A 16,358-nucleotide genomic window follows, 5' to 3' on the forward strand; every position below is an offset into this window, starting at 1 on the left:
TAACCCGTGCAATGATCTGCACGGGTTACTATGTATTTTATGCTGAACATTGCCCATTTTTTATACAACAAACAAAGCATATATTGTATAATGGGACAGGTGAGGAGGCAATTAATGGCAAAAGATAAGAATTATAACGCTAATGACGAATATCAAGAACGTGCATCGCAAGCAAAGACAGTTCGGAAAATTGTCTTAATTAGCTTATCGGCTTTTTTTGTCGTTCTGATTGCCGTTATAATAGGCGGATATACTTATGTCGCGAATGCGCTAAAGCCTGTTGATTCAGAAGATGAAGGTCGTGAAATTGATGTGAACATACCTGTGAATACATCAACTTCGCAAATTGCCGAGATTCTTGAAGATGAAGGAGTTATCCGCAACGCAACGTTTTTCCGCTACTATACAAGATACAAAAATGAATCAGGATTTCAAGCTGGAACGTATTCACTTCATACAGCGATGGATACAGACGAAATCATTGAGGAATTAAAAGATGGTCATGTTGTCGCGGAGGCTGCTTCTACGATTGTGATTCCAGAAGGGTTGACGTTAAACACGCTTACTGAGCGGTTAAGTGAATTTACTGGAGAAAGCCAAGATGATATTTTTTCCTTTATTGATGATGAAGCATTTGTTCAATCTCTAATCGATGAGTATGAGATGCTAACTGACGAAATATTGGACGAGGATATTCATCATCCATTAGAGGGCTATCTTTTTCCAGCAAGCTATCAGTTCGAAGAAGAACAACCGAGTATTGAACAAGTCGTTCGAACAATGCTTGATCAAATGCAGGTTGTTTACGATCAACGACAAGGGATCGTGAATGGGAGTGACTATACGTTTCATGAACTATTAACGATGGGTTCAATTGTCGAACGTGAAGCGAGAGAAAGAGAGGATCGTTTTACGATTGCTGGAGTCTTGCATAATCGCTTAAATGAAGGTATGATGCTACAAGTAGATCCTACGGTTGCCTACGCGCAAGGGGAACATATTTATATGACCACTTATGATGACTTAGAGGTAGATTCACCTTATAATACGTATCAGCATACAGGCTTGCCGCCAGGTCCAATCTCTACTGTTCGCGAAGAATCACTAGTTGCTTCAGCCGATCCTAATAGTACAGATTATCTTTATTTCTATGCCCGTTACAACGGCGAGATTATTTATAATGAAGACTATGATGATCACTTGGAGGCGAGAGATACGTATCGTCATGAATGGCAAGAAGCAGCTGAAGATACTGAATAAAGTGAGCATAGGGAGTATCTTGCTCCCATGCTTTTTTCATAAAAGGATGTTATGAAATTAAATGATTAATGAAGAAATTAGCGCATATGTAGAATCATTAGCCCCTCCTAAACATTCACTACTGCTGGAAATGGAACAACTAGCGATACGTGAGCACGTACCAATTATGGATGGACTTTCATTAAATACAATGCTTGCCATCTTACGTGTCAAGCAGCCGAAGCAAATACTTGAAATTGGCACCGCAATTGGATATTCTGCTATTCGATTAGCGGAAGCGCTTCCCTCCACGACGATTGTTACACTTGAACGCGATGAGGATCGCTATGAGCAGGCAAAAGCATTTATTGAACGAGCTAATTTATCAGAACGAATTATTCCTTATCTAGTTGATGCAGAGCATGCAGTGGACCTTGTTTCTAAGCATGGTTCGTTTGATAGCATGTTTATTGATGCAGCAAAAGGAAAATATCAATTGTTTTTTGAGCAATATGAGCCTTTTTTGAGTGAAGATGGGGTAATGATTAGTGACAATATTTTATTCAGAGGTCTCGTAGCAAGAGCAGACATTACGAAGGAACCAAAGCGAATTCAAAAGCTAGTTGAGAAAATAAAACGATACAATGAATGGCTTAGCCATCATCCGAATTTTCATACGTCTATTGTACCAGTCGGGGACGGCATAGCATGTAGTACGAGAATAAAGAGGGAAGAACATGACACTCAATCAAAATAGGCCCGTTATTATTGGGGTAGCTGGTGGAACAGGGTCTGGGAAAACGACCGTTGCCAAAGAAATTTTTAGTCAATTTAACCAATCGTCCATTGTGTTAATCGAACAAGACGCTTACTATAAAAACCAAGATCATTTAGAGTTTGAGGAACGTCTCCAAACCAACTATGATCATCCATTTGCGTTTGACAATGAGTTGCTTTATGCCCACTTGATGCAGCTTGTGGATCGTTCACCAATTTTTAAACCTTCTTATGATTATGCTCAGCATACCCGTGCGCAAGAAGTAGTGAAAATTGAGCCGAAAGACGTTATTATTTTGGAAGGAATTTTGATCCTTGAAGATGAACGCTTGCGTAGCATGATGGATATAAAAGTATTCGTAGACACAGATGCGGACATTCGTATTATGAGACGGCTTTTGCGTGATACAAAAGAAAGAGGTCGTACCATTGAATCAGTTATTGATCAGTACACAACTGTTGTTCGACCTATGCATCTGCAGTTCATTGAACCGACAAAGCGTTATGCGGATGTCATTATTCCTGAAGGTGGGGAAAATAAAGTCGCGATTGATTTAATGGCGACAAAAATTAGAACCGTTATTCAACAAAAACAAGATCCTACACAATAACGATATGGTTTATTAACTATGAGGAGTGAACAAACAATGGCAGAAGAGAAAAAGCATTATATGACAGAAGAGGGAAAAAAGAAATTAGAAGATGAGCTTCAACATTTAATTACGACACGCCGAAAAGAAGTGGTGGAGCGTATAAAAGTCGCGCGCAGTTTCGGAGATTTATCTGAGAACTCCGAGTACGATTCAGCGAAAGAAGATCAAGCATTTGTTGAAGGTCGTATTGCGCAATTAGAGAAAATGATTCGTAATGCTGTTATGATTGAAAATGAAAAAACGGATAGCAATGTTGTCTCATTAGGAAAGACTGTTCGCCTTATTGAATTACCAGATGGTGATGAAGAAGAGTACACGATCGTAGGCTCGGCTGAGTCAGATCCAATTGAAGGAAAAATTTCAAATGATTCGCCTATGGCACAAAGTTTAATTGGTAAAACGGTGAATGATAAAGTAACAGTGAATACGCCAGCCGGTGAAATGGAAGTTGAAATTCTAGAGATCCGCTAATAGTAAAAAAGTCTCCTTTTTGTAAATAGAAGGAGACTTTTTTCACTTGATGTGTGATTCATGTTGCGGTTTAATGAGAACGAGCTATAATGGAGTTAGAGTTAGGAGGAATGCAGAGTCATGGGACAACGTTATGAAAACCGAAAAGATAAACGCAAAAATCGCATACTAAATGTCGCAATTACCATTGTTGCCGTCCTTATCCTCTTTTTCGGAGGCACACTAGTGTTCAATATGCTTAATCAACCTGAGACTGCTACTGAAGAAAGTAATGAAAGTGTAGAGCCAGACTCAGACACGTACGATGAAAGCAATGACGAAGAAACAAATTCAGAAGAAGATGAAAATGATACAGCAGATAGCACAAATGAAGAAGAGGGCACAGAGGAAGACGACGCAACGGAAGATGATGAGGCAACCGAAGAAGATGAAAGTGAACAAGCCGCAACTGTTGGGGATGTCTTGCCAACTGAACAAACAAACCCAACGCCAAATAACTTTGGTGGTCAAAACTGGAATGAAATGGAACAAGCTGCTTTTAACGCAACTGGTTTGACAAGCAGTAGCAGCGACACCATTTGGATTGGAAATGGTGGTTCGACATCAAGTGCTGTCGTCACGTTACTCGATAATGGCACAGGGCTCTATCACCAAGTTCGATTGCAGTGGGTAGAAGAACCTGAACAAGGGTGGCAAATTGAATCGGTTGAGCAGTTTGAATCCGATCCAACGTAATAATCATGAAAGCCTAGCGGCATTATCTTTACGAACACCGCTAGGTTTTTTTGTTTTAAGCGTACATTTTTAATGAAACACGTTGATGCAATGTGTATACTAGTTGAGGAAGCTATTTGTTGTAGAAAGGATGAACAAAATGAAAATTGGAATTATCGGTGCAATGGAGGAAGAGGTCGAGCATCTACGCAAACAAATGATGCAGGCAACCGTAACTGTTGTCGCAAACTGTGAATTTACAGACGGCATCATAAACGGGACAAACGTCATTTTAACAAAATGTGGCATTGGCAAAGTGAATGCGGCTTTAGCAACGTCTTTATTAAACGATCGCTATCAGCCTGATTCTATCATTAATACAGGTGTTGCAGGCGGACTGAACGCATCAATGGCTGTAGGAGACTTAGTCATTTCAACAGAAGTGCGTCATCATGATGTTGATGCAACTGTTTTTGGTTATGAACATGGTCAAGTTCCAGGTATGGTGCCTGCTTATTTACCAGATCCAGCGCTAATCGCGGTTGCTAAAAAAGCAGCTGAAAAAGTAGGGTTTCATACGGAAGAAGGATTAGTTGTGACGGGTGATTCATTTATGGATGATGAAGGAAGAGTGAATGCGGTTAAAGCGTTATTTCCAACAGCTTTTTGTGCGGAAATGGAAGCAGCTGCGATTGCCCAAGTATGTCATCAATACCAAACACCTTTTGTTATTATTCGTGCGTTATCCGATGTGGCTGGGCAAGACGCAAAAATGTCATACGATACCTTCTTAGAGAAATCAGCTGTGAACTCTGCTAAACAAGTTCTGTTTATGATTGATGCGTTAAGTTAACAGTTATTTCCAATGGAGGGAATGGTTTTAACAATCGTTTCTTTTGCTTATCTGGTATGATAAACAAAAAGGGGGAAACGGTGTGGATCAAAAAGATAAACTTCGTTATGCGCATAAAGACTATCATGCCTTTTGTCTCGTCTTTTTAGGAATTGGTTTCTTTTTAACAGTTGGTTTATGGCTTCCAGAGCCACATCGTGTAGAAACGTCGGTTCCTCTTGCGATTATTTTAGGCATATGCTTGTTTTCTTCAAGCTGTTGTTACGGCTTATCGTGGTTAGCCAATGTAAAGTTGCAGCGATTAAATAATGAGTAATAAAAAACGGCCTTACCAGATTGGGGAAAGGTCGTTTTTATCGTTTCATGAGACTAATAAATTCTTGCAAAATGCGAGCAGTTAGACCCCAAACCATGTGATCCTCATAGCGATAAAAATATTCTGCAGTGCTATATTGTTTTTCGCGATAGGCACGTGCATTTGGAATTCGATCGATCGGGAAGTTTGCGCCAGGGGAAATGGTCACATCTACATAGCCCACTTCAGGTTCGTGAGACAGTAAATGAGAAACAGGGATCGTAAACCAGTCGTCAACTTCATCTTTATTTGGCTGAATGTGATCAATAGAGTGTATGTACGCAATAAAAGGATGAATAAGCCCACGCCTTGGTGACTCAATCTTACTCATAGGAGCAAGGACGTTCACATCTTTTTCAGGTATGCCGAATTCTTCATAGAATTCTCTTAGGGCCGCCGCTTGCGCATGCTCGTCACTTTGATCAATTCTCCCGCCTGGAAAACAAGTTTCTCCAGGTTGAGCATTTAACGTGAGTGCACGAACTTGAAATAGCACATGAATGTCGCCTTTTATTGACACAAGAGGCAGTAAAACCGCCGCATCTCGAGCTGGTTTTCGGTTGTTTGGAGTGTGCAGCTTTTGTTTAATTTCCTCTAGATTCACGAACAAACGCCTCCATTAAAAATACTGTTAGATCATATTACAATCTTACTGAAACGAAAAGGCGCATGCCTTATAGTATGAAGTAAGGAAAGGATATAACCCTTGCTTTCTAATTGTTCTTTCTTGTCTCTCTCCCCAATTGGGCGACCATGATGTTCATGGTCGCCATTTTTTTAGTAGATTAATGAGAGAAACTCTTCTTTACTTATCGATCCAAAATACGCTTTTAAATCGTCAGCATCAAGAACGTTGCTTAGTTCAGTTGCGTCATAACGTTTTCCAATCAATTTTGCTTCTAAGCTACTGACATCCGCAACCCCAAAGAAATCACCAAATATTTTACAGTCGCTAATGACGCCTTTTTTTACATTTAAGCGCAAATCAATCGTACCGATTGGAAATCGCTTAGAACGCTGTATATCGAAAGAAGGAGACTTTCCATAGTTCCAATCCCAGTTACGATAGCGCTCTGCTGATAAAGCATCAATCTCTTCCCACTCAGCTTTCGTTAACTTATGCTCAGGTACCTCGTCTTTTGTATCAAAGATATATTGAAGAAGGATTTTTTTAAATTCGTCCATGGTAACAGGGTGTTCAAGAAATTCTGTTATGTTTGCGACACGGCTACGAATGGATTTAATGCCTTTTGATTTAATTTTGTCATCCTTGACGCGAAGAGCGGAAACAACATTTTCAATTTCAGATTGAAGCATCAATGTTCCATGGGAAAACATTCTTCCTTTTGTTGTAAATTGAGCATTGCCGGAAATTTTTCTTTCGCCAACTTGAATGTCATTACGTCCACTTAGCTCAGCGTCTACACCAAGTTGTTTTAACGCTTGTACAACAGGTTCGGTAAACTTTTTAAAATTATGAAAGGAATCCCCATCATCTTTCGTTATAAAGCTGAAGTTCAAATTTCCTAAATCATGATAGACGGCACCGCCACCAGAGAGACGGCGAACGACGTGAAGGTTGTTATCGTTCACATAATCGAGGTTAATTTCTTCAAATGTATTTTGATTTTTTCCAATAATAATGGATGGTTCATTAATATAAAATAATAGGTACGTTTCATTTGCATCGAGGTTTTTTAGCGCCCATTCCTCAATGGCTAAATTTATTCGTGGGTCGGTTATATTCGCATTGTCGATAAACTTCATTATAGAAACTCCTTTCACTACTTGTACACCTCTTAGTATACTCATTTTATACAAGTAAATCGAGTAATTCGGTTTTAGCTATTAGATTCCAGGTCGTTGCTCTAAATGAATTCAAAAAAGACAAAGGAAATTTAATTCCCTTTGCCGCGACTGTGCTTGTAAAATTCATGAAAAAGCTTCATTAATGCACGTTTCTCAATCCGTGATACATAGCTCCTCGAGATGTTTAGCTCTTTAGCTATTTCTCGCTGCGTCCGTTCTTCTTCCATATTTAAGCCGAACCGTCCAATGACCACTTCTTTTTCACGCTCATCAAGAACATGAATGTACTCGTAGATCTGCTTTTTTTCCATCTCTGCTTGCAAAATGTCGACGATATCATCAGCATCTTCTTGTAAAATATCTATGAGACTAATTTCATTTCCTTCCTTATCAGTACCAATTGGATCATGAAGGGATACGTCTTTCTTTACTTTCTTAAGTGCCCTTAAGTGCATTAGAATCTCATTTTCTATACAACGTGCTGCATACGTGGCTAATTTTGTGCCTTTACCATCAGAGTAACTTTCAATTGCTTTAATTAACCCAATTGTCCCAATGGAAATAAGGTCTTCTGAATCTTCCCGTGTATTTTCAAATTTTTTGACGATATGTGCGACGAGTCGTAAATTATGCTCGATTAGAAGGTTTCTTGCTTCTTGATCTCCTTGGGCAGCAAGTAGTAAGTATTTTTTTTCATCATCTTTGTTCAAAGGTTGAGGAAAAGCGTTGTTTTTAACATAAGATACAAAAACGACGACCTCTTTCATAAAAAAAGAAATGGCGGCTAAAATTCCCGACATATGTTCACCTCCTCCATATACCTATGCAGCCTTAGGCATGTTTGTGTCTGTACATAAAAAATACACGGATTAGGGGAACCGCCTATGAAGGAAGACTAATAATTGCTTCCAGCGTTTAAATTTGATAGGTTGAACGAGTACATCTTTTTTGAACAATGAAACAATGGTACGATTATTCATAGACATAAATAGGTGGGGGAAGATCAATGGAATTACTATCTGATTGTCATGTGGCATTAACGGCTTCTCGTAAAGTGGAGGAGATGCAGGAATTAATAAGAAAACAAGGGGGAACGAGCGAGGTTCGTTCGATGCAAGGAACGGTAACAGAGGATGGAGCGATTATCAAAGAGATGATCTTCGACAGTTTGCAGACTCATCATGATTGGATTGTGTTCACTACTGGAATTGGACTGCAAACCTTTTTCACTCATGCTGAGCAGCTAGGTGTAAAAGAGGCTTTTATAAATAAATTGAAACATGCACGCATAGCTGTAAGAGGGTATAAAGCTATTGCTGCATTAAAGAAAGAACGAATTGCTTATGAGGTTGCGTCAGAGGATGGTACAACTCAAGGTTTACTACATAAATTAGATTCTATCGATTTCAACCAGCAAAAGGTGATCGTTCAACTGTATGGCATTGCTTCACCGGAAATGGAAGCATTTTTTGAAAAGAAGAAGGCTATGCTTACAACTTGGTTGCCCTATCACCACCATGCGCCTGATGATAGCGTAGTGGATCAACTTTTGAATGAGGTGATAGAAGAGAAGCGGTATCAGGCAATTTGTTTTACTTCTGCGTTACAAGTAAAAGCATTGTTTGCATATGCTAAGAGACAGGAGCATGAAGAAGATTTGAAGAGCTGTTTTGAAACAGATGTCATTGCAACGGCGGTTGGCAAAGTGACCGCAGAGGCACTAACAGAGTCTGGTGTTTCAAGAGTCGTCTTTCCAGAAAAAGAGCGAATGGGCGCAATGGTCATCCATTTAGGGAAGTATATAGAGCAATATAGATGAAAAGCTTGTTGTCTACTTTAGACAACAAGCTTTTTTTAATCTTCTTTAGGTGGTTTATTTGTTTTGTATGTCTTCTTTTTCGCTTTTTTTTCATTTAATTTCTTTGGACGTTCTTCACTTTTTTTCTTTTTTCGTTCTTCTTTTAATCGTCTTTTTTCCGCTCGTTCTTGTTTACTTTTAAATTGGCGTAGCTCAGCAATTTCTCTTAATAAGCGTCTCTGATTGACTTCTTTTTTTAAATGTTCATGGCGCAATGCTTTAAATAAGGAAACGACCATTAGCAACATAATAATAGAAAATGGAAATGCGACGACAATCATTGTATTTTGCAACCCTTGTAAACCGCCACTATATAACAAAACTGCTGCGGTTGTTGACATCAGAATGCCCCACAGAATTTTTATTTTCGTTGGCGGATTAAGGGAACCATTAGTCGATTGGCTACCTAAAACATGTGTAGCCGAATCGGCAGAAGTAATAAAAAAGACAGCGATTAAGAAGATCGTTATATAGGAAGAAATGGTACTAAACGGCATGGTTTCCAATACTCCGAAGAGAGCTTCTTCCTCTGCTAAGGATGAAATCGCAGCTAACCCTTGTGATTCAATTGAGATTGCTGTGCCGCCTAAAAATGAGAACCAGATAAACCCTACGATAGGAGGAACAAGTAATACACCAATAACAAACTCTCTTAACGTTCGCCCTCGTGATACACGAGCAATAAATGTTCCGACATATGGAGACCAAGCCATCCACCATGCCCAATAGAAAAGTGTCCATGCGTTAATCCATTCACGATGCTCAGAGCTATTTGGTGCAATATTAAAACTTAACTCAGGTAATGATTGTATGTATTGTCCGAGTGTATTTGTAAACAAATTAAGTGAGTATAGAGAAGCGCCGAAAATCATGAAGAACAATAACATGAGCATAACTAAGACCATATTCATGCTACTCAATACTCGAATTCCTTTATCTAAACCGGTACTCGCGGAAAGTAAAAACAATACAGTGATAACGATAATAATGACGAGCTGTAATCCAAAACTGTTTGGGAATTCTGTTAAAAAAGAAATTCCACCGTTCATTTGTGCCGCACCAAATCCTAACGTTGTTGCAATTCCTGATAAAGTTGCAACAATGGCAATAACATCAATCATTTGTCCCCAGAATCCTTTAGGGTTAATGAGTGGAGAAAGAGTGGCACTTATTAAGCCTGGCATATCCTTGCGAAAGTTAAAATAAGCGAGGCAGATCGCTACAATGGCATAAATTGCCCAACCATGAAAACCCCAATGCAAGAAGACATATTTTAACGATTCTAACGCCGCTTGACCTGTATTCTCATCTGCTGTAGGTGCTTCAATTGCGTAATGGGCAATTGGCTCAGCTGCACCGAAAAACAAAAGTCCAACTCCGAGACCGGCACTAAACAAAAAGGCGAACCACGTTAAATAGCCGTACTCAGGTCGATCATCTTCTTTTCCTAAGCGCAGTTTTCCAAAAGGACTTACAACAAAAAACAAACAGACTAATAAAAAGATCGTAACGACAATCAAATAATACCAGCCAAAAACATCGGCGATAAAATTTCGGACGGTTGCGGTTACAGATTCTAGCTGAGAAGGAAAAATAATACCAATTGCAACAAAGATGATTAAAATTCCCAGTGTCCAATAAAAAACATTTGTCAGTTTACCGACAGGTTTATTCTCCAATGAAATGTCTCCTTACCTAAATATGTATTAAATGGGCATAAGCAGATTATAAAGATCAATTGCTTGTATGTCTATTTTTTAAAGAGAATCTAGACAAAAAAATGAAAAGACGTATTATTTTGTGAATGTTGTATGGATTTTTTGTGGTAAGAACGTAAAAAAATGTTGGGTTCTGCTTATAGTAAATCCATACACGAAGAAAATTGGGTCTTTTATCTCAGTACATGCATGTCGACCACACAATCAAAGTATGTGCACGCAGCATACGATTTATAAGCTGTTCATATACAGCAATAAAATAGGAGGAGCTATAAATATATGGATTATTTTAATTGTGATAACATTCAACGTTTTTCGAGAACTCCTCGTAATGGAGGAGGTTTTCTCCCTGGATCAGGCCCAACAGGACCGACCGGCCCGGTAGGCCCAACAGGACCTCCTGGTGGAGGAACTGGGATAACGGCAATAACAGGTCCAACGGGTCCAACAGGACCGACTGGTCCAACGGGAGCGCCTGGTATCACTGGGGTAACAGGTATCGGATTAGATAATATTATTCCATTTAATGAACTTGTGCGACCTAGTTTAGTAGCAGGTCAGTTCACCTCATTTAACGGAAGCGTCTATCAAGTGCTAGTGAACGCACCTGCAGGTGTTCCAGGAACATCACCTGAATATGAACTCATTATTGGTGATGGGGGAGCAACTGGGATTACAGGCATTACAGGTCCCATAGGTCCAACAGGCCCAACGGGATTAGATGGAGTCACAGGCCCAACAGGTCCAGTAGGTCCAACGGGATTAGATGGAGTCACAGGTCCAACAGGTCCAACAGGTCCAATCGGTCCAACGGGATTAGATGGAGTCACAGGTCCAACAGGTCCAATCGGTCCAACGGGATTAGATGGAGTCACAGGTCCCGTAGGTCCAACAGGCCCAACCGGATTAGATGGAATAACAGGTCCCATAGGTCCAACAGGCCCGACCGGATTAGATGGAATAACAGGTCCCATAGGTCCAACAGGCCCGACCGGATTAGATGGGATTACAGGCCCAACCGGTCCAATCGGTCCGACTGGTGTAACGGGACTAGGCCTGGATGGTGTGACCGTTTTTGATCCAGCAACTGCTCCAGCATTGACGGCGGGACAGTTAGTGTCATTTGAAGGTTCTGTTTACCGCGTCTTAGTGGATGCTCCAACAGGAACACCAGGTGCATCAGCTGACTTTGAATTAGTCCTTCCTGGCCTTGGAGTCACGGGTCCAACAGGCCCAGCAGGTCCAACAGGTCCGGCAAGCCCTACAGGTGAAGCGCTAACGTCTACGTATGCATTCGGTACGAATGGCGGATCAACAATTGCAGTTATTCTTGGAGGTACGACGGTTCCGGTTCCTGATAATCAGCTAGCCGCAGGAATTACGGCAACAGGAGATGGATTTACAATTGACACAGCAGGAACGTATAGTATTTCTTATAATGTAAATCTTACAGCTGGACTGTTGTTAGGATTACGACTTACTGTTAACGGAACACCACTTGCTTCTTCGGAAGTATCTCCGGGTGTGGCTGTTACGAATATACCAGGGAATGTTGTAGCAGATTTAGCAGCTGGTGATTTAATTGAGCTTGAGTTATTTGGATTGTTAGGTGCCGCTGTTTTAGTGGATGGCCAAGGTGCAGCATTAAGAATTGTACGAATCGCATAATGGTAGAAAAAAGGCTTACCGAATAAGTGGTAGGCTTTTTTCTACTTATTAAAGGTGGTTTTAAAGGGGAGTTGTATTGGAGTGGAGGCGGTGTGCCCAATGGTTTGTCGGGCCATATCCGTGTCCTATATTTAACGAATAGGCAATGGCAGAAGATGTATAGTGCTTTGCTTTCTGAACAGCTTTAAAAACAGAAGTCTCTTTTGCTAATTCTGCGCTAATGGCGGCAGAAAACGTACATCCTGTTCCATGTGTGTGCTTTGTATCCGTTCGTGGTGCGTCAAGAGTATGATAGCCATCGCTCGCGCTATAGAATACATCTATGGCATCTCCTTGGAGGCTCCCCCCTTTGACAACCGTGCAAGTAGCGCCAAGTTCATGAACAATTCGTTTGGCTGCTTTCTTCATATCGTCAATGGATGCTATCTTGAATTCAACTAAATCTTCTGCTTCCGCAATATTTGGTGTAACGATGGTGGCTAGAGGAACTAGCGTATCTCGCAAAAACGAACGTACATCTTTTTCAAGTAGGGAATCGCCATTCTTAGCCATCATAACTGGATCGCAAATGTATGGAACGTTCGTAAGCTTAGCCAGTTTATTACTTAAAAGCGTCATCATGTCTTTTTGCGCAATCATGCCTGTCTTAATGGCGTGAGGACAAATATCCTCCAGCACTGCATCTAACTGCATTTCAATCATCTCAATTGGAAGGTGATGAATGCCTCTAACACCAGTTGTGTTTTGTGCCACAATCGATGTCAAGACAGACATGCCGTAAACCTCTAGTTCTTGAAACGTCTTAATGTCAGCTTGAATTCCCGCTCCACCTGTTGGGTCTGTACCGGCTATTGTCAGTGCACGACGTACTGATTCCATTATATATTCCATCCTTTCAAAACAAAAAAACGACCGCATAGAAAGAGGCGGCCGTTTTTTTGAGCAATAGTCATTGCTTTCCCACTTCCCTACGCTAGTTTTACCTAGATCAGGTTGAAGAGTTAAAGGTTTCCCTTTTCTCAGCATTCATGCACCCCTAGTGGAATTTATTTTATACAGTTTGTGCGAATCTTATGAGTTGACTGCGTCTTTTAATTGCTTACCAGGCTTGAACGCAGGGTTTTTAGTTGCTGGAATTTCGATTTCTTCTCCTGTTTGCGGGTTGCGTCCTTTTCTTGCTGAACGTTCTCTAACTTCGAAGCTACCAAATCCAACAAGTTGAACTTTCCCTCCGTTTACTAGAGAATCCGTAATACCTTCAAATACAGCGTCAACTGCTTTTGACGCGTCCTTTTTAGAAATTTCTGCTTGCTCGGAAACTGCATTAATCAGATCTGTTTTGTTCATCTGTAAAAACTCCTTTTCTTTACATAGAATAACGTATTATTCTTTTACACGAGAATAATATGTATACTTGAAATCCGCTTTTAAAGCGGGCAGACGTTACTGCCTGCCCTTAATTTACTCATGAATCCTGCTACTGTCAAGCTAAAAGCAGTAATTTTAGCCAGTTAAGCAATAAAAATAGACTTATGAATCAATTTTTGGCGATTCATGTTGAATGAAGCGTTACACTTTCTTTACCCTAATGTTGCTAATCATTAAACCAGATAAACAAATCATAAAAATAACAAAAAATGTTTCGGGTAATTGGTCATTAAAGAGTGTTGAAAAAGCTAGGATACATCCTGCGCCAGTAATCGGTAATCCAATAAATTCATTGGGAGAATCTGTAATGTTAAAGCGTGCAAGTCTTAAAGCACCACATAAAATAAATAGAACAACGGCAAGTCCACCTACAAAGCTCAATGGCATTAATGTGGCTTGCTGAACGAGTAGAGCAGGGGCTACACCAAATGACACGAGATCACTTAAGGAATCAAGTTGTTTTCCGAGTTCTGATTCAATTTTTAATCGTCTAGCTACCATTCCATCAAAGCGATCAAATAAAGCCGCGAGAGCGATAAATAAAAATCCGTACCAAATACTTCCTTGTAAAATAAACATAATTGCGGTTATCCCAAGGCCTAAATTAATTAGCGTTAATCCATTCGCAATTTGACCTTTAATTTTTTTGCGAGTCGAGACTAATTGATTTAATAAGAACACGTACATTTCACCTCTTTTCGAGTTTATTTACGTGCTATAATACCAAAGTATACCATAAAAAAGCGGGCAATGATGCAAAAAAGCGTTAAAGGTGATGAGATGAAAAGGAAATTTTTTCAAATGAGTATAGAACTAACAAATCGTCAGTGGAGTTCCAATCTGTTAAAACAATTTACGAAATCAAAGCTCAGTAAACCGTTTATACCAATGTTTATTAAAACATATAAGATTAAGCATGAAGAAGCAATTTTGCCATATAAAGAACATGGGAGTTTACATTCGTTTTTTACGAGGCAAATCAACATGGAAAATCGGCCGATTAATCAAGAAGAGAAGAGTGTTGTTTCACCAGTTGACGGAAGATGTGAAGAGGCGGGAGAAATTAAACAAGATGCAACGTTTGTTGTCAAGGGGCAAAGCTACCGCCTGGAAGATATGCTGCAGTCTGAAGCAAAAGCCAAGCAATTTGAGGGCGGTACGTATGTCATTCTCTATCTAAGCCCAAGTGATTATCATCGAGTTCATAGTCCAATGAATTGTCACTTGTCCGAATCAACCACGCTAGGAAGCCGCTCCTATCCTGTGAATGAGCCTGGGTTAAAGTATGGAAGAAAACCTCTGTCGCACAATTATCGTATCGTCAATGACTTGTATCAAGGTGCAATTCAATATGCGATGATTGAAGTCGGGGCAATGAATATAAATTCAATTGTTCGAACGAAAGCAGGGAGTGTATGGGAGAAAGGCGAAGAAGTCGGGTATTTTTCTTTTGGTTCTACGGTTATTTTATTGTTTGAGAAAAATGCATTTTCACTAGCGCTACATGATAAAAATGTAAAAGTAGGCGAAAAGATTGGGACGTTGCAACCAAATAATAGCCATTCTCTCGAGAAAACGAACGTCCGTAAAGCTTTATGAGTGAGTTCCTTCATTCATGAGGCTTTTTTTATCGAACTAAGCGGATGTTTATTTAAAAAAGCGGACATAAATCATGATTTATGTCCGCTACTGTGCGTGGTCCTATTCATTTTTTGCAGGTGAGGCTTTTTCATTATCATAATAAGGCTTCATTTCATCTCTCACCGACTTTTTCGACATAGGGATCCCTATCCGGTAAGCTGATCTAGAAATCAGTAGCGCCGCAACAGGAGTTGTCAAAAAGACGAATAAAATCGTGAGGAGTAATTTGCCGATAAAGAGATCATGCTCATACAGAAAATAGACAAAGGTTGACGTCATGATTAAAATAACGCTTGCTGTTGCATTTTTTCCAGTTGCATGAAGGCGAGAATAGACATCCGGAAAACGAATGAGACCTATACCCGCAGAGAGACTAAAAAACGTTCCTACAGATAGCAAAATGATGATTACCCATTCAGTCGCGGTCAAATAAATTCCCCCTTTCTAGAAACTTAGCAAGCGCAACAGAACCAATAAATGCAAGAATTGCTACTACAAGCACAACTTCTGTATAGGCCATTGTATCTTGAAGAATCATTAAAATCCCAACAAACCCAATTAACATTAAACCAAGTGTATCAAGAGCGGCGATTCGATCTGAATGTGTTGGCCCGATAAAAACACGGATGATGCATAATAAAGCTGCTCCACATTTTATCAATAAGAGCCAGGAGAGAATTGTTTCAAACATTATCTCCGTGTCACCTCCAGTATTCCACGTTCAAATGTATTTTGAACAGAATGAATGATCTCATCTCTATTCCGTGCGTCAAGGGCATGCACGAATATCACATTTGAATCAAGAGAAAATTCAATTGATAATGTTCCTGGTGTCAATGTCATCATGACGGCGAACATTGTTTTTTCTGTTTCTGTTTCCAATCGAGTAGGGACCGCTACGATGCCTGGTGCAACGTCCATTTTCGGACTTAATGCGGTTTTCATTACACTCACATTTGCGATGGCCAGTTCTTTCATAAAAATTAAAATCAACTTAATAAGTGACCATACTCGAGCAAAGTAAAATTCGTATCCTTTAAACCGAATTAGTACAAGAACAACGAAAAAACCAATCGTATACCCTACGACAAAATCGACGATCGTGAAGCTATTCTGAAACAGCATCCAAACAATGGCAAGAACGACGTTAATTAGTAATTGAAAAGCCATACTG

General features: G+C 39.9%; 20 protein-coding genes and 1 riboswitch. Of the genes, 10 read left to right on the top strand and 10 right to left on the bottom strand.

What is annotated here, in order from left to right; all coding sequences use genetic code 11:
- The first annotated feature begins 114 nt into the window (after window positions 1-114).
- From mltG to ABC361_RS07620, 7 genes are all read left to right on the top strand, one after another.
- Window positions 115-1,260 (top strand): endolytic transglycosylase MltG, encoded by a 1,146-nt coding sequence (mltG, locus tag ABC361_RS07590; RefSeq protein WP_413073427.1) that lies wholly within the window; start codon window positions 115-117, stop codon window positions 1,258-1,260.
- Between the two features lie 61 nt (window positions 1,261-1,321).
- Window positions 1,322-1,996, top strand: coding sequence for an O-methyltransferase (locus ABC361_RS07595; RefSeq protein WP_413073428.1), 675 nt, complete (start codon window positions 1,322-1,324; stop codon window positions 1,994-1,996).
- Entirely contained in the window at window positions 1,977-2,627 is a 651-nt protein-coding gene (udk, locus tag ABC361_RS07600; protein WP_413073429.1) for a uridine kinase, read from the top strand. Before ABC361_RS07595 ends, udk begins: the two co-directional genes overlap by 20 nt.
- A gap of 36 nt (window positions 2,628-2,663) precedes the next feature.
- Window positions 2,664-3,140: a transcription elongation factor GreA gene (gene greA, locus ABC361_RS07605; RefSeq protein WP_413073430.1), complete on the top strand. Its 477-nt coding sequence runs from the start codon at window positions 2,664-2,666 to the stop codon at window positions 3,138-3,140.
- A gap of 120 nt (window positions 3,141-3,260) precedes the next feature.
- On the top strand, window positions 3,261-3,875 hold the full coding sequence (locus ABC361_RS07610; protein ID WP_413073431.1) for a YrrS family protein: 615 nt from the start codon (window positions 3,261-3,263) through the stop codon (window positions 3,873-3,875).
- 139 nt (window positions 3,876-4,014) lie between these two features.
- Window positions 4,015-4,707: a 5'-methylthioadenosine/S-adenosylhomocysteine nucleosidase gene (mtnN, locus tag ABC361_RS07615; RefSeq protein ID WP_413073432.1), complete on the top strand. Its 693-nt coding sequence runs from the start codon at window positions 4,015-4,017 to the stop codon at window positions 4,705-4,707.
- Window positions 4,708-4,789: 82 nt separating this feature from the next.
- The gene (locus tag ABC361_RS07620) at window positions 4,790-5,023 is read left to right on the top strand and encodes a hypothetical protein (protein WP_413073433.1); all 234 of its coding nucleotides are present in this window, start codon (window positions 4,790-4,792) and stop codon (window positions 5,021-5,023) included.
- 37 nt (window positions 5,024-5,060) lie between these two features.
- Here ABC361_RS07620 and ABC361_RS07625 read toward each other — a convergent pair whose 3' ends face one another.
- From ABC361_RS07625 to sigK, 3 genes are all read right to left on the bottom strand, one after another.
- Window positions 5,061-5,666: an NUDIX hydrolase gene (locus tag ABC361_RS07625; protein ID WP_413073434.1), complete on the bottom strand. Its 606-nt coding sequence runs from the start codon at window positions 5,664-5,666 to the stop codon at window positions 5,061-5,063.
- Window positions 5,667-5,839: 173 nt separating this feature from the next.
- The gene (lplA, locus tag ABC361_RS07630) at window positions 5,840-6,829 is read right to left on the bottom strand and encodes a lipoate--protein ligase (protein WP_413073435.1); all 990 of its coding nucleotides are present in this window, start codon (window positions 6,827-6,829) and stop codon (window positions 5,840-5,842) included.
- Between the two features lie 131 nt (window positions 6,830-6,960).
- Window positions 6,961-7,671 (bottom strand): RNA polymerase sporulation sigma factor SigK, encoded by a 711-nt coding sequence (gene sigK, locus ABC361_RS07635; RefSeq protein ID WP_413073436.1) that lies wholly within the window; start codon window positions 7,669-7,671, stop codon window positions 6,961-6,963.
- Window positions 7,672-7,877: 206 nt separating this feature from the next.
- Here sigK and ABC361_RS07640 point away from each other — a divergent pair, with 206 nt between their 5' ends.
- A complete protein-coding gene (locus tag ABC361_RS07640; RefSeq protein ID WP_413073437.1) occupies window positions 7,878-8,690 on the top strand; it encodes a uroporphyrinogen-III synthase in 813 nt (270 codons plus the stop codon).
- Between the two features lie 35 nt (window positions 8,691-8,725).
- Here ABC361_RS07640 and ABC361_RS07645 read toward each other — a convergent pair whose 3' ends face one another.
- Window positions 8,726-10,408: a BCCT family transporter gene (locus ABC361_RS07645; RefSeq protein ID WP_413073438.1), complete on the bottom strand. Its 1,683-nt coding sequence runs from the start codon at window positions 10,406-10,408 to the stop codon at window positions 8,726-8,728.
- Between the two features lie 318 nt (window positions 10,409-10,726).
- Between ABC361_RS07645 and ABC361_RS07650 the strand changes: the two genes are divergently transcribed.
- Window positions 10,727-12,115: a BclA C-terminal domain-containing protein gene (locus ABC361_RS07650; protein WP_413073439.1), complete on the top strand. Its 1,389-nt coding sequence runs from the start codon at window positions 10,727-10,729 to the stop codon at window positions 12,113-12,115.
- Window positions 12,116-12,175: 60 nt separating this feature from the next.
- Here the strand turns inward: ABC361_RS07650 and thiD are convergent, their stop codons facing one another.
- From thiD to pssA, 3 genes are all read right to left on the bottom strand, one after another.
- Window positions 12,176-12,994, bottom strand: coding sequence for a bifunctional hydroxymethylpyrimidine kinase/phosphomethylpyrimidine kinase (gene thiD, locus ABC361_RS07655; protein WP_413073440.1), 819 nt, complete (start codon window positions 12,992-12,994; stop codon window positions 12,176-12,178).
- Between the two features lie 69 nt (window positions 12,995-13,063).
- A riboswitch (TPP riboswitch) is annotated at window positions 13,064-13,163 on the bottom strand.
- Window positions 13,164-13,186: 23 nt separating this feature from the next.
- Window positions 13,187-13,462 (bottom strand): HU family DNA-binding protein, encoded by a 276-nt coding sequence (locus tag ABC361_RS07660; RefSeq protein ID WP_035398747.1) that lies wholly within the window; start codon window positions 13,460-13,462, stop codon window positions 13,187-13,189.
- A 222-nt stretch (window positions 13,463-13,684) separates the two neighbouring features.
- Window positions 13,685-14,230, bottom strand: a complete 546-nt coding sequence (gene pssA / locus ABC361_RS07665; protein ID WP_306345932.1) for a CDP-diacylglycerol--serine O-phosphatidyltransferase — start codon at window positions 14,228-14,230, stop codon at window positions 13,685-13,687.
- A gap of 93 nt (window positions 14,231-14,323) precedes the next feature.
- Here pssA and ABC361_RS07670 point away from each other — a divergent pair, with 93 nt between their 5' ends.
- Window positions 14,324-15,142, top strand: coding sequence for a phosphatidylserine decarboxylase (locus tag ABC361_RS07670; protein ID WP_413073441.1), 819 nt, complete (start codon window positions 14,324-14,326; stop codon window positions 15,140-15,142).
- A gap of 102 nt (window positions 15,143-15,244) precedes the next feature.
- Here ABC361_RS07670 and mnhG read toward each other — a convergent pair whose 3' ends face one another.
- Genes mnhG through ABC361_RS07685 form a run of 3 tightly spaced genes read right to left on the bottom strand, consistent with a single transcriptional unit; the run spans window position 15,245 to window position 16,354 of the window.
- Window positions 15,245-15,613: a monovalent cation/H(+) antiporter subunit G gene (gene mnhG, locus ABC361_RS07675; protein ID WP_413073442.1), complete on the bottom strand. Its 369-nt coding sequence runs from the start codon at window positions 15,611-15,613 to the stop codon at window positions 15,245-15,247.
- Window positions 15,600-15,875 (bottom strand): Na(+)/H(+) antiporter subunit F1, encoded by a 276-nt coding sequence (locus ABC361_RS07680; RefSeq protein WP_099300361.1) that lies wholly within the window; start codon window positions 15,873-15,875, stop codon window positions 15,600-15,602. Before ABC361_RS07680 ends, mnhG begins: the two co-directional genes overlap by 14 nt.
- Complete coding sequence (locus tag ABC361_RS07685) at window positions 15,875-16,354, bottom strand: Na+/H+ antiporter subunit E (RefSeq protein ID WP_413073443.1); 480 nt, start codon at window positions 16,352-16,354, stop codon at window positions 15,875-15,877. The genes ABC361_RS07680 and ABC361_RS07685 overlap by 1 nt, the downstream gene beginning before the upstream one ends.
- Window positions 16,355-16,358 lie beyond the last annotated feature (4 nt).

The sequence above is a fragment of the Shouchella phoenicis genome, from assembly GCF_047238345.1.
Taxonomy (GTDB): domain Bacteria; phylum Bacillota; class Bacilli; order Bacillales; family Bacillaceae_D; genus Shouchella.